The 12324-nt window shown below is 33.0% G+C and carries 12 protein-coding genes; 9 read left to right on the top strand and 3 right to left on the bottom strand.

Translation table 11 applies throughout. The annotated features are described in order from the left end of the window. Window positions 1-55 precede the first annotated feature (55 nt). Window positions 56-727 (bottom strand): RluA family pseudouridine synthase, encoded by a 672-nt coding sequence (locus tag RDK80_RS10920; protein WP_216559574.1) that lies wholly within the window; start codon window positions 725-727, stop codon window positions 56-58. Between the two features lie 139 nt (window positions 728-866). Here RDK80_RS10920 and RDK80_RS10915 point away from each other — a divergent pair, with 139 nt between their 5' ends. Continuing rightward, complete coding sequence (locus tag RDK80_RS10915) at window positions 867-1352, top strand: LURP-one-related/scramblase family protein (protein WP_216559572.1); 486 nt, start codon at window positions 867-869, stop codon at window positions 1350-1352. Window positions 1353-1500: 148 nt separating this feature from the next. On the opposite strand, the gene RDK80_RS10910 is transcribed toward RDK80_RS10915, so the two are convergent. Beyond that, the gene (locus tag RDK80_RS10910) at window positions 1501-2226 is read right to left on the bottom strand and encodes a GntR family transcriptional regulator (protein WP_094898878.1); all 726 of its coding nucleotides are present in this window, start codon (window positions 2224-2226) and stop codon (window positions 1501-1503) included. Between the two features lie 281 nt (window positions 2227-2507). Here RDK80_RS10910 and RDK80_RS10905 point away from each other — a divergent pair, with 281 nt between their 5' ends. From RDK80_RS10905 to udp, 8 genes are all read left to right on the top strand, one after another. After that, complete coding sequence (locus tag RDK80_RS10905; RefSeq protein ID WP_308524314.1) at window positions 2508-3614, top strand: BMP family ABC transporter substrate-binding protein; 1107 nt, start codon at window positions 2508-2510, stop codon at window positions 3612-3614. A 34-nt stretch (window positions 3615-3648) separates the two neighbouring features. Continuing rightward, window positions 3649-5169 carry an ABC transporter ATP-binding protein gene (locus RDK80_RS10900; RefSeq protein WP_308524318.1) on the top strand — a complete coding sequence of 507 codons (1521 nt, stop codon included), beginning with the start codon at window positions 3649-3651 and terminating at the stop codon, window positions 5167-5169. Continuing rightward, window positions 5166-6284, top strand: a complete 1119-nt coding sequence (locus RDK80_RS10895; protein ID WP_216559568.1) for an ABC transporter permease — start codon at window positions 5166-5168, stop codon at window positions 6282-6284. Before RDK80_RS10900 ends, RDK80_RS10895 begins: the two co-directional genes overlap by 4 nt. Window positions 6285-6308: 24 nt before the next feature. Continuing rightward, window positions 6309-7229: an ABC transporter permease gene (locus RDK80_RS10890; protein ID WP_216559566.1), complete on the top strand. Its 921-nt coding sequence runs from the start codon at window positions 6309-6311 to the stop codon at window positions 7227-7229. Window positions 7230-7248: 19 nt separating this feature from the next. Continuing rightward, complete coding sequence (gene mtnA, locus RDK80_RS10885) at window positions 7249-8304, top strand: S-methyl-5-thioribose-1-phosphate isomerase (protein ID WP_216559564.1); 1056 nt, start codon at window positions 7249-7251, stop codon at window positions 8302-8304. A 20-nt stretch (window positions 8305-8324) separates the two neighbouring features. Further along, window positions 8325-9044: a purine-nucleoside phosphorylase gene (gene deoD / locus RDK80_RS10880; protein WP_216559562.1), complete on the top strand. Its 720-nt coding sequence runs from the start codon at window positions 8325-8327 to the stop codon at window positions 9042-9044. 79 nt (window positions 9045-9123) lie between these two features. After that, complete coding sequence (locus RDK80_RS10875; RefSeq protein WP_216559560.1) at window positions 9124-9699, top strand: class II aldolase/adducin family protein; 576 nt, start codon at window positions 9124-9126, stop codon at window positions 9697-9699. 45 nt (window positions 9700-9744) lie between these two features. Further along, complete coding sequence (gene udp / locus RDK80_RS10870; RefSeq protein WP_308524313.1) at window positions 9745-10587, top strand: uridine phosphorylase; 843 nt, start codon at window positions 9745-9747, stop codon at window positions 10585-10587. Between the two features lie 165 nt (window positions 10588-10752). Here the strand turns inward: udp and RDK80_RS10865 are convergent, their stop codons facing one another. Further along, window positions 10753-11946: a saccharopine dehydrogenase NADP-binding domain-containing protein gene (locus RDK80_RS10865; protein WP_308524312.1), complete on the bottom strand. Its 1194-nt coding sequence runs from the start codon at window positions 11944-11946 to the stop codon at window positions 10753-10755. Window positions 11947-12324: the final 378 nt, after the last annotated feature.

Here is a 12324-nt window from a genome sequence, read left to right as displayed (position 1 = left end):
CAGTTAGATAAAGTAATTATTATATTAAGATGATTCTTAGGATATAAGAATCATCTTAATTGTCTTTCATATCAAAAACATCCCAAGGATATTCATCATAAGGGAGAGAAATAAAAGTAGAATTTGTCTTATTAGTAAAGTGATAAAATCCTATTTTATAAGACCATAGTGAAATTTGAGTCCATTCTTTTTTCTTTACAAAGGTTTTATTATATTTATTATCTCCCCATATAGGAAAGCCAGCATTGGAGAGTTGAACCCTTATTTGATGGTGACGGCCAGTTTTTAAGATAACCTTAAGCAGGCTTAATGTTCCATATTCCTCTGTATCCTTAGACTCTAATAATTCATATTCTAATACAGCTTCCTTAGCACCATTAGTACCCTTATCAACTACCTTACTCATATTTATAGTTCGAAGTTTTTTTAAATAATCTCTTAGTTCTCCCTTCGAAGCTTCAGGTCTACCGCACACCACTACAAGATATTCCTTATATAATCTTCTTGCTGAAACTTCTTTAGAAAGAAAAGAATTGGTTTTTTCATTTTTGGCATATACCATAACTCCTCCTACAGGTCTATCTAATCTGTGTACAAGACCAAGATAGGGTCTATTTAATATGCTCATTATGTCATCGTCAGAAGTTTTATCAGATTGACAGGGAATCTTAGGTGGCTTTTCCACTACTAATATATCTTTATCTTCAAAAATAATTTTAATATCCATTATATCCTCCAAGAAATTTACATTTTACTACATGAAATATATTCTATGGAATTACATATAGAAAATACAAATGTAATAATATATAGTATATTATACAATATAGTATAGAAAGATAATATAGTATTATGGAGGTGCAAATATGAGATATTTAATTAAGGAGAGAATTTTTTCCTTCGCCGATAGATTCACTATTAATGATGAAAATGGAAGTCCTCGTTATGAGGTTGCAGGAAAGATATTATCTATAGGTAATAAATTGGATTTATATGATATCCAAGGTAATCATATGCTTTATATAGAACAAAAGGTATTTAGGTTTTTGCCAGAGTATTCCATCTACAAAGGTGGAAGTCTTGTTGGAAAAGTCTATAAAGAGTTTACCTTATTTAAGCCTAGGTTTACTATAGATAGCAAGTTTGGAAACTTTACTATAGACGGAAATGTTTTTGCACATGATTTTAGTATTATGAAAAACGGTAGACCTGTTGCTTGGATTAGTAAAAAGTGGATTAGTTTTTCAGACACCTATTCCGTTGATATAGCCGATGGAGAAGATCAAGCTTTTGTTTTAGCTTTAGTTATCGTATTAGATCAAGTGCATCATGATAATAGAAATAATCAATAATGTAAAATAAGTAAATGCTCTTTTATGGTTTTTATCATAAAAGAGCATTTATTTTGCCTAAATACAATTTACTCTATAATACAATGATTCATAGTTATTAATTACATTGTATTGTTTTTTATTATTTCTATCCTTAGAAAAGATTTTTTTAATCAATAACTTTTCTTACTAGGTTAAAATCAAATTTATTGCTAAGAAAATAGCTGTCCGAATACATAATTGGGATACCTTTTGTAGAATAGTGTACTTGCTCTAGATGTAACAAGGCTTTAGGCTCTTTTAAAGATAATTTTTTTTGTAGCTTTTCATTACTTATTACAGCATAGATATTACAGCTTGAGAAAGAAATTTTGATATCATAGGATTTTAAAAATTCGAATATGGATTCTGTTTTAATGGAATTAAACCTTTCCATCATTCCATCAATATAAGTAATATAGTCTTCCACATAGATAACTGGCTTACCATCTGCAGTACGAATCCTATCAATATAAAGAACATCTGAATCTTCATTTATATTTAGCTTAGATGCTAAATCCTCAGGGACAGTTCTTCTATCGTGATATAAAGATTTAGTACCTGGTGCATATCCATGATTAGTTATTATCTTAGTGAAACTATCAAGAACAGCTATATTAGATTTAATATTCTTTGAATCTCTAATAATAAAAGTACCTACCCCATGCCGTGGAGCTATGAAGCCTTCATTTTCTAACGACTTTAAAGCTTCTCTTATTGTATTTCGGCTAACGCCTAATCTTTCAGAAAGCTCCTGTTCAGAAGGAAGCTTGGCCATAAATTCTGTACTATTATCAATTATATTAAGAATTGCATCTCTTGCTTGTGAATATAAGGATTTATTTGTTAATTTCATTTGTAACCACCTTAATTATAGAATTATATTCTTTACATATTATATACGATGTATATTTGTATTTGTCAAGTAAGTTTATTAGTAATATATTAGAATAAAAAACGTGTTGACAACGATTTATCACAATGCTATAGTAGTTGTAGGACGACTGACGACGTTGAAATTTTAATAAAAAATGCACTCAGCATAGCAAAAAAATACATAGAAAGGAAGGCTAAAAGTAAACTTTAAAACTTAGGAAACAAGTAAACTTAAGCATGTAAAATCTAGGAGGAAAGAGAATGAACAAAAAAATAATTTCTTTAATGTTAGTATTGACTTTAGTTTTAACTGTTTTAGTTGGATGTGGAGATGGAAAAGGTAAAGATGTAGGAAATACACCTGAAAACGTGACTGAGGATGGAGCAGCTGGATCAGGAGATGAGAAAGTTAAAATTGCAATAGTTCACAAAAACTTAGGAGATTTAGGATTTGTAGATGAATCACATATTGGATTAAATGAAGCTAAGGATAAATTAGGTATAGAATTTGACTATGCTGAAATTGTTGATATTAGTGAAGTAGAGATGCAATTAAGAATGTTTGCTGATTCAGAGGAATATGATCTAATAATTGCTTTAGGTGCTGACTATATAGATCCAATAATAGCGGCAGCAGCTGATTATCCAGAGCAAAAATTTACTTTAGCTGATGGAGTTGTTGAAGGATATGAGAATATACACAGTATAAGGGCTTTAGATCCAGAACAAACATTTTTATCGGGAGTTATTGCAGGTCTTGTTACTAAGGATGAAAGAATGCCTTTAGCGAATAAAGAAAATATTATTGGATTTGTTGGCGGTATGGATACTCCTGTTTCAAGATCAGGGGCAGCAGGATTTATGGCAGGTGCAAAGTATGTTAATCCAGAAGTAGAGTTTATTTATAATATAGTTGGAAGTTATACAGACCCTGGAACTGCTAAAGAAATTGCAATGACGGCATATGGTAGAGGTGCAGACGTTATATCTCACAATGCTGGAGGTTCAGGTCTGGGAGTATTTAATGCAGCAGAAGAATCAAATAAATATGTAATCGGAAGTAGTAAGGCTTCCATTGATCCAGAAAGAAGTTTAGTAACATCATTAAAAAGAATAGATTTATTAATATATCAAGAAATTGAAAATGTACAGAATGGAACTTGGAAACCAGGAGTTACATTAAAAGGAATTAAAGATGATGTTTGTGGATATGATAGAACTGGAATAAATACAGAAATACCACAAGACATAATAGATATAGCAGAAGAAGTAAAACAACAATATTTTGATGGGAAATTTGAATTACCACAAGATCCAGATGAAATAAATGAATGGACAAAAAATAATAATTATGAAAAAAATAAATAGAAAACATACCTAGTGGAGGTGGAGTTACGTGGATATGCTTGAAATGAAGAATATAACAAAAACATTTCCAGGGACTGTGGCTCTAAATAATGTAAACTTCACCCTTAAAAAGGGAGAAATAGTATCTTTATTAGGTGAAAATGGTGCTGGAAAGACTACACTTATGAAAGTTCTTTATGGCATGATTCAGCCTGATTCAGGAGAAATATATTATAAGGGACAAAAAGTCCATATGAACAAACCACTTTATGCCATTAATATGGGTATTTGCATGGTGCACCAGCATTTTATGCTGGTGCCAGCATTTACTGTTATGGAAAATATAATAGTTGGCAATGAACCTAAAAATGGTTTATTTGTAGATGAAAAAAAATCTCAGGAAAATATAAAAAAACTTATAGAAGATTTTGACTTTAATATAGATCCAAATATTAAAGTAGAAAGACTTTCAGTAGGAGAACAGCAAAGAGTTGAAATCCTTAAGGCTTTATATAGGCAGGCAGAGGTAATTATATTGGACGAGCCTACAGCAGTATTGACCCCCCATGAAGTAGATGCTCTATTTATTATATTAAAAAAATTACGTGAGCAAGGAAAAAGTATTGTAATCATTACACATAAGCTAAAAGAAACAATGGCCATAGCAGATAGGATAAATGTACTAAGAGATGGAGTAATGATTCATAATAATATAGACCCTAAAGAAGCAACTATAGAGAAATTATCAGAAATGATGGTAGGTAGGCATGTGGAATTAGGAGTAAAAAGACGAGCAAGAAATATAACGGATATTTGTTTAGAAGTAAAAAATTTAAATATTAAAGAAGATAATAAATATAAAATTAAAGATATAAATTTTCAAATACGTAAAGGGGAAATTCTTGGTATTGCAGGTATAGAAGGAAATGGACAAACCCAATTACTTGAAGCATTAACAGGACTAAGAGTTCCAGACACTATGGAGCTTATATTAAACGGTAAGCAGGTTAGTGGAGATGTTAATAATTTTTTAAGAAGTGGGATCGGTCATATACCGGAAGATAGACTTTCAATGGGTTTAGTAAGTGAAATGAGTGTGAAGGATAATTTAATCTTAGGATATCACAGAGAAAGTAATTTTACAAATAAAGGGTTATTATTAAATAAGAAAATACTAGATTATGCAAATAAAAGCAAGGAAAGTTATTTGATAAAAACACCAACAGTGGATACAACTGTTAAATCTTTATCTGGAGGAAATCAGCAGAAAATAATCATAGCTAGGACATTCTCTCATGATCCAGACCTTATAATTGCAGCACATCCTACGAGAGGTGTGGATGTAGGGGCTATGGAATATATTCATACTAAATTATTAGATTTGAGAGACGAAGGAAAGGCAGTACTTTTAATTTCGGCAGACTTAGATGAGGTTAGAGCCTTAAGTGACAGAATATTGGTTCTATATGAAGGAGAAATAGTATCCGAAAGCATGCCAGAGGAATATACAGAAGTTCAACTAGGATTACTAATGACTGGAAGCAGTATAGATAGTACTAAAGGAGAAGGGAAATGAAAACAAGTTTAATATCACAAAACAAATATAAACAAGGTTTAAAAACCCTTAAAACATCTTTAATAGCATTATTTTTAACCTTATTAGTAGGTGCTATAGTGATTGAAATCAGTGGTTTCTCTGCCATAGATACGTATATTGCCATATTTACTGGGTCTTTGGGTACAGAAAAGGGAAGAGTACTTTCCCTAAGTCAAGGAACTCCTCTATTACTTACTGGATTATCCTTTGCTATTGCATTTCGTGTAAGAATTATTAATACAGGTGTAGAGGGACAACTTTATATTGGGGCAATTACATCAGCTATTATAGGAGCTTATGTAACCTTTTTACCAGGTCCACTTCATGTAGCGGCAGCGATTCTTGCTGGGATGTTAGCTGGAGGTTTAGTAGGTTTATTTATTGGATATTTAAAAATAAAATTTGATTCATCAGAAGTTATAGTTGGCATCATGCTAAACGAAATTTTAATTTTAGTAACAACTTGGTTGAGTACAGGCCCTCTAAAATCAGAAGGAAGTGCAATATCCCAAACAAATATGATATTAGATTCAGCAAAATTAACTAAAATAGTACCCCGTTCTCAACTGACAACAGCAATTATAATGGCTGTTATAATTGCCATAGTTTTAGAATGGATGCTAAGAAAAACTGCTTTAGGATATGAAATTCAAGTTACTGGTTCAAACCTTCAAGCAGCTAGAACAGCAGGTATACAAGTATCAAAGGTATACTTATTCACCATATTTTTAAGTGGAGCAATTGCAGGATTAGCAGGATGTGCTTTATCTTTAGGTATTCATTATAGATTCATAGAAAACATATCGACAGGACTAGGATTCTCAGGAATTCCAGTAGCTGCCCTTGCAGCCTATAGTCCACTGGGAGTAGTGTTTTCATCCATATTATTTGGAGTATTAAAAGCAGGAGCCATGACTTTAAATAGAACAACATCTATCCCTATAGAATTTGTAAGTATGATACAAGCATTAGTAGTAGTATTTGTTGCTGCACCTAAAATGATTTCTTCTATAGGTTATTTTATTAAAAGTCCATTTACCAAATTAATTAAGAATAAAGGAAATCAGCAGAGCTCTAATGATGAAATTGCATAATGCTAAAGAACAGGAGGAAGATTTATGGGAAACATAAGTAATATTTTATATGTTGTAATAGTATCTACCATACGTATGTCTGTCCCGATGATTTTAGCATCTACAGGAGCTGCATTTTCAGTAAGGTCAGGTATTATGGCAATGGGTTGTGAAGGGATGATGATAGCAGGAGCATTCTTTGGAGTATTCGGCTCTTTCATCAGTGGAAGCCCTTGGATAGGAATATTATTTGGTATAGTATCTGGAGTATTATTTTCATTACTCCATGGATTTTTAAATGTCAAATATAAGGTTAATCAAACTCTAAGTGGAATGAGCGTAAATTTATTAGCAGCTGCTGTAGCTCCCCTTATTCTGCAGATAATGTGGAAATCCAAAGGAATATCACCAAAGGTAGCAAGTTTTGATAAATTAGAAATAGGACTTTTATCAAAGATTCCTTTTATCGGAACAATATTAGCAGAACAAAATATTCTTTTTTATATAACTATTTTAATAGTAATAGTAGGCTGGATTTACATGTTTAAAACTCCCCAAGGTCTTAGAATGAGAATGGTAGGCGAAAATCCAGTTGCAGCCAATACAGTTGGTATAAATGTAGCTTTATATAAATATATAGGAGTTATGATTAGTGGAGCACTGTGTGGTCTAGCTGGTGCATATCTATCATTGGCACAGCTTAATATGTATGTAGATGGCATGACGGCGGGAAGAGGATATATAGCTATGGTAATTGCAACTTTTGGCAAAAACAATCCATTAGGTGCCCTAGGTGCAAGTTTGTTCTTTGGATTCTTTGATTCATTACAGACCATATTCCAAGGTAGCTTTATACCTAGTCATATAGTTAGGACATTACCATATGTGCTAACAATGCTTGTAGTTGTATTTGGATTAAAGAGTTCAAGAAATCCAGCGGGTTTAGGGAAGTATCATGATGAGTAAGACTTTAGGAGGCAGTTAAATGAATAAAATTTATAAATTAACAAATGAATGGAAGGAGCAACAGCTATTACTACCCATATGGTTTGAAGATGGTAAAGTTAGACTTATTGACCAAATTAAACTTCCATTTGTTGAGGAAATATATACTATAAATACGGTTGAAGGATTAGCAAAATCAATTAAGGATATGACGATCCGTGGGTCGGGAGCAATTGGGATTGCAGGAGCTTATGGGATTCTTTTGGCAGCAGTAAATTCAAATGGAAACAGAAACTATATTAAAGAGAGTGGGTTGTTATTAAAATCTACTAGACCTACTGCAGTAAATTTAATGAAAACAGTTGATGAGATGATAGAAGCCATAGATAACTACTCTGGTAAAGAGGTTGTTGACTTTATAGAAGAAAAAGCTTCTGAGATCATAGAAAGACAACTTGGATACGAGAAGAAATTAGGTGAATATGGTGCTGAATTAATTGATGATGGGGACACAATTCTAACTCATTGCCATTCAGGAGCCCTTGCAGGAGCTGGGTATGGTGGCAGAGCTCTATCTGTAATTAGAAAAGCATTTGAGCAAGGAAAAAATATTCATGTATTTACAAGTGAGACAAGACCTTATTTACAAGGAGCTAGAATTACTGCTTATGAATTAGAAAGATGGGGAATACCTCATACATTAATTACTGATGGTATGTCCGGGTATTTAATGAAGTTAGGAAGAATTCAAAAAGTAGTAGTTGGATCAGATAGAATTGCAGCTAACGGAGATCTTTTAAACAAAGTAGGCACTTATATGCATGCTTTAGCCGCGAAAAAGAATAATATTCCCTTTTATACAGCAACATCAAGCCATACAATAGATTATGATCTTGCACATGGAATGGATGCACATGTTGAATATAGAAATGAAAAAGAGGTTACACATTTAAATGGGCAATTAATAACAGAAGCAGCAACAAAAGCCCTGTACCCATCATTTGATGTAACACCGAATGAATTAATTAGTGGGATAATAACAGAAAAAGGAGTTATGATATCTCCTTATCTAGAAAGCCTATTAAAAGTAAAATAATAAATTTGGGAGGAATTAAAATGACATTAAAAGCACCAACACATCACATATCAGCACAACCAGGTGAGATAGCAAAAACAGTTTTAATGCCAGGAGATCCTTTAAGAGCTAAGTTTATTGCAGAGAATTTCTTAAAAGACGCAGTTCAAGTAAATAGTATTAGGTGTATGTATGCCTATACAGGAACATATAAAGGGAAAAAGGTGTCTGTAATGGCAAGTGGAATCGGAGCGCCTACAATGGGTGTTCATGCATGGGAGTTATATAATCTTTATGATGTAGAAAATATTATACGAGTAGGTACAACTGGAGCAATTCATGATGAATTAAAAATAGGAGATTTAGTATTTGCTTTGGGAGCTTGTTATAATACACCATACGCTGATCAATATAAGCTATCTGGAACTTTTTCAGCGGTGGCATCCTATCCATTGTTAAGAGATGCTGTAGATAAGGCAGACCAGATAAAAGCTAAATATATGGTAGGAAATGTATATTCAACAGATATATTCTATCCTGAATATGATAGAGAAGAAAATGAACGATGGTCAAAAATGGGAGTATTGTCAGTAGAAATGGAAACAGCGGCTCTCTATATAGTAGCGGCTAGGGCAGGTAAAAAAGCATTATCCATATTGACTGTATCTGATCATGTTATGACTGGTGAAAAAGTATCAGCAGATATAAGAGAGAAAAACTTTACTGATATGATGAAAATTGCATTAGAAATTGCGGAGTAGATAACTAAATTAAACTAGGCTGCCATCCTTTTATGAGGTTGCAGCCTAGTTTAATAACTAAAAATGAGAGGTGATTTAAATGAGTATTGAACAATTAAAAAAGGATTTAGTAGAAATTAGTAGAAGATGTTATGATAGACATTTAATATGTGCTACAGGTGGAAATATTAGTTGTAGAGTTCCTGGTGAAGATGCTATATTGATAAAAAGTTCAGGTAGTGCATTTAGTGATATGACAGAGGAAGATGTTGTGAAAGTAGACTTAGATGGAAATTTACTAGAAGGAACCAAAACATTATCTAAAGAATGGAAGTTCCATGCAGGAATATATAAAGTTAGGTCAGATGTAAATGTAGTAATTCATGTGCATCCACCTTATGCGACAGCAATAGCAGCAAACCATGAGGAATTACCCTTAATAACAAATCATGCAAAAGGTTATTTAAAGCATGTACCAACCATAGATATAGCATCATCAGGATCTGATAAGTTAGCAAATTACGTTATAGAAGAATATAAAAATCCTGAAATAGTTGCTATTTTAATGAAAGAGCATGGTATTATATCTGTTGGAGAAAACTTCAGCAAAGCTTTCTATTTAGCTGAAATGGTGGAAGATACAGCTAAAATTGCCTTATTTAGTAAATTAGAATAATAATTTATAAATCTTCATTAATAATTAGTAAGGGAGATGTTTTTAATGGAAGACAAAAAAAATTGGGAATCCAAAGCCGATAGACCTGAGTTAGATGGAAACATCCAATACCATATAAGATGTAAACCTGGAGATATAGCAGATATTGTTCTATTACCTGGAGACCCTGATAGGGTTCCCAAGATATCTGAAAAATGGGATGAATTTAAGGAAGTAGGAAGAAATAGAGAACATGTGACTCATACTGGAAAGATAAGAGGAATAGATATTTCAGCTTGTTCCACAGGGGCTGGCGGTGGGTCAACAGCCAGTGCAATGGAAGGGCTTGCAACAATTGGTGCAAAAACATTTATTAGAGTAGGAACTACCTCTGCTATTCAGTCTCATATTCGACCTGGAGATTTAATAATCTCATCAGGTGCAGTTAGATATGATGGAACTAGTGAGAATTATGTAAATCTAAATTATCCTGCAGTGGCAGATTATGAAGTAGTTGCTGCTCTAGTGGAAGCATGTGAAAGACTGGGATACACATATCATGTGGGAATAACCGCCACAGCTGCATCCTTTTTCTGTGGACAAAATAGAGATGGATTTGGTGGATATAGACAAAGCTGGTTTGAAACTAGATATGAAGATTTAAAAGCTGCAAATGTGATAAATTATGAAATGGAAGCAGCTACAGTTCTTACTCTATCAAGTTTATTTAAAATAAAAGCAGGAGCAATATTTACTGTAATTGGAAATAGAGAAACAAATGAATTTGCTTATGATGGCATTGAAAAGAGTATAGCGGCATCAACAGAAGCAGCTATAATACTAGCAGAATGGAATAGATTAAAGATGGAAAAAAATAAGAAAAATTGGTATCCATCATTGGTTAAATAGAGACATTTATTTCGATATTGTATAAATAAAAAAATGTAAATTATATTTTTATAAAAGTAATGCTCTTGTCTGATTTTCACCAGACAAGAGCATTTATTTTGCTTAAATACAATTTGTTTTATACTATTATCTAAACATTCTTTTGGAACTAATGTGTCAGTTTTATTAATACTCTTCTCTAACGGTGAGGTCTTCTCTAACAGTAAATCCAAATCCATCTTCACGGATTCTCTTTACTGTTTCTTTTACAAACTTGTCCGCATCTTCAATAGCTTCTTCAGCTACCATAATACCTTTTTTAGATACTTCACCTTTAGCTAACATTTCAGCACCCATGATTAATGGTATTGCTGTAAGTGGGGCCATGTTTCCTGCCACTCTTCCGACATAAGATATATCTTTACCATCTTTTCTGCCATGTAGTTCTGTAGCTGCACATGCAGTAACTCCCTTTAAAAATTCCTTAAGTTCTTCTTCGCTCATTGCTGGTCGGCTTGCCTTTTGTGCTAATAATACAGCTAGTGCAAAGTCACGAGGTGATACAGGATTGCCATTGATGTTAAGCGGGTAATCAGATGTAAGACCTGATAAGCTCATATCTCTAAAGCCTTCATATGCTGAGAATGGCTCAAGACTGAATCTTATAGATACGTTTTGAATCCCTGGTGAGTATCTAGGGAATGTGAATACTTCAGGATGGCCAATTCTAGTAACCTTACGAATGCCATAGGGTTCTCCAAAGTCGAAATCCCATTCTTCACGGAATGAAGGCTCATTGAATTTCTTTCCGTCTTTAATATATGGTGCGTTGTGTATACATTCTAACATATGTCCAAGCACTGCAGGGCCACCTGGTTCTTTCTCATCACATGCAAAATAGAATATAGCTTCATTTAGTGAATCAAAATAACGTTGTTCTGCACTACATGCTAGCACTGATAAAAATCCTGGACTTGCACCAAGACCCATTATCATGCTAAGCCCCTTTTCTTCAGCTTTTTTAGGTAAGTCTGATTCAAATATCTTATTGAATGCTTCGATATCGTCGCAGAAGTCAACATAGTGCTTGCCAGCCTTTATAGTAGTTTCTATAATCTTATATGCAAGAATATGATAAGGGCCTGTACAATTAGCAACTACGTCACAATCCTTTATAAGTTCATACAATGCTTCTTCATCAGAAACATCAACTTCTGCAGCTTTAACTATTGGTGAATTAAGCTTTTCTACAATTTTCTTATTTTTTTCAAGATTACGAGATGAAATAATTACCTCATCGAAAATGCTGCCATGATTGATTAAATCTCTAATGCCATAAAGTGCTTGAGAACCTGCTCCACCTAATACGACTAGTTTCATAATAATCCTCCTTAAATAGCTTTGACATATTTTACTAACACCTTATTGTTAATATTGTATCACCAGTAATTGGAAAAGTCTAATAAATTCTATCTATGCCACTTTCAGCACACTAGGCCCTCACTGACATACTACTGTTTCGACATCTAAGGGTGGTCTCATCCTATTCCCTAACTAGAACCTGATGTTTCACAGACCTTATTCCTACTGTATTCCTTCTGATACTTTATTGCTCCGTCTTGGAAAAGCGTCTTTTATTTTACAGGTACATCCAATTTAATGCCTTGGTCAAAAAATATACAAACAATTATGAATATAGTAAATAAGTCCCGAACTGTAAGCCTTAAAAGAAATTAGAAGATAGTTTACTCTATACTG

The sequence above is a fragment of the uncultured Tissierella sp. genome, assembly GCF_902479755.1.
In the GTDB taxonomy this organism is placed as follows: domain Bacteria; phylum Bacillota; class Clostridia; order Tissierellales; family Tissierellaceae; genus Tissierella; species Tissierella carlieri.
The sequence above is the reverse complement of the archived record's forward strand: the minus strand, read 5'-3'. Positions and strand labels throughout refer to the sequence as shown.

Coding starts and splice junctions, on each gene's coding strand:
- RDK80_RS10865 (WP_308524312.1), bottom strand. CDS start 11,946: ATGAAACTAGTCGTATTAGGTGGAGCAGGTTCTCAAGCACTTTATGGC.
- RDK80_RS10875 (WP_216559560.1), top strand. CDS start 9,124: ATGAGTATTGAACAATTAAAAAAGGATTTAGTAGAAATTAGTAGAAGA.
- mtnA (WP_216559564.1), top strand. CDS start 7,249: ATGAATAAAATTTATAAATTAACAAATGAATGGAAGGAGCAACAGCTA.
- RDK80_RS10920 (WP_216559574.1), bottom strand. CDS start 727: ATGGATATTAAAATTATTTTTGAAGATAAAGATATATTAGTAGTGGAA.
- RDK80_RS10890 (WP_216559566.1), top strand. CDS start 6,309: ATGGGAAACATAAGTAATATTTTATATGTTGTAATAGTATCTACCATA.
- RDK80_RS10895 (WP_216559568.1), top strand. CDS start 5,166: ATGAAAACAAGTTTAATATCACAAAACAAATATAAACAAGGTTTAAAA.
- RDK80_RS10910 (WP_094898878.1), bottom strand. CDS start 2,226: ATGAAATTAACAAATAAATCCTTATATTCACAAGCAAGAGATGCAATT.
- RDK80_RS10900 (WP_308524318.1), top strand. CDS start 3,649: ATGCTTGAAATGAAGAATATAACAAAAACATTTCCAGGGACTGTGGCT.
- RDK80_RS10905 (WP_308524314.1), top strand. CDS start 2,508: ATGAACAAAAAAATAATTTCTTTAATGTTAGTATTGACTTTAGTTTTA.
- RDK80_RS10915 (WP_216559572.1), top strand. CDS start 867: ATGAGATATTTAATTAAGGAGAGAATTTTTTCCTTCGCCGATAGATTC.
- deoD (WP_216559562.1), top strand. CDS start 8,325: ATGACATTAAAAGCACCAACACATCACATATCAGCACAACCAGGTGAG.
- udp (WP_308524313.1), top strand. CDS start 9,745: ATGGAAGACAAAAAAAATTGGGAATCCAAAGCCGATAGACCTGAGTTA.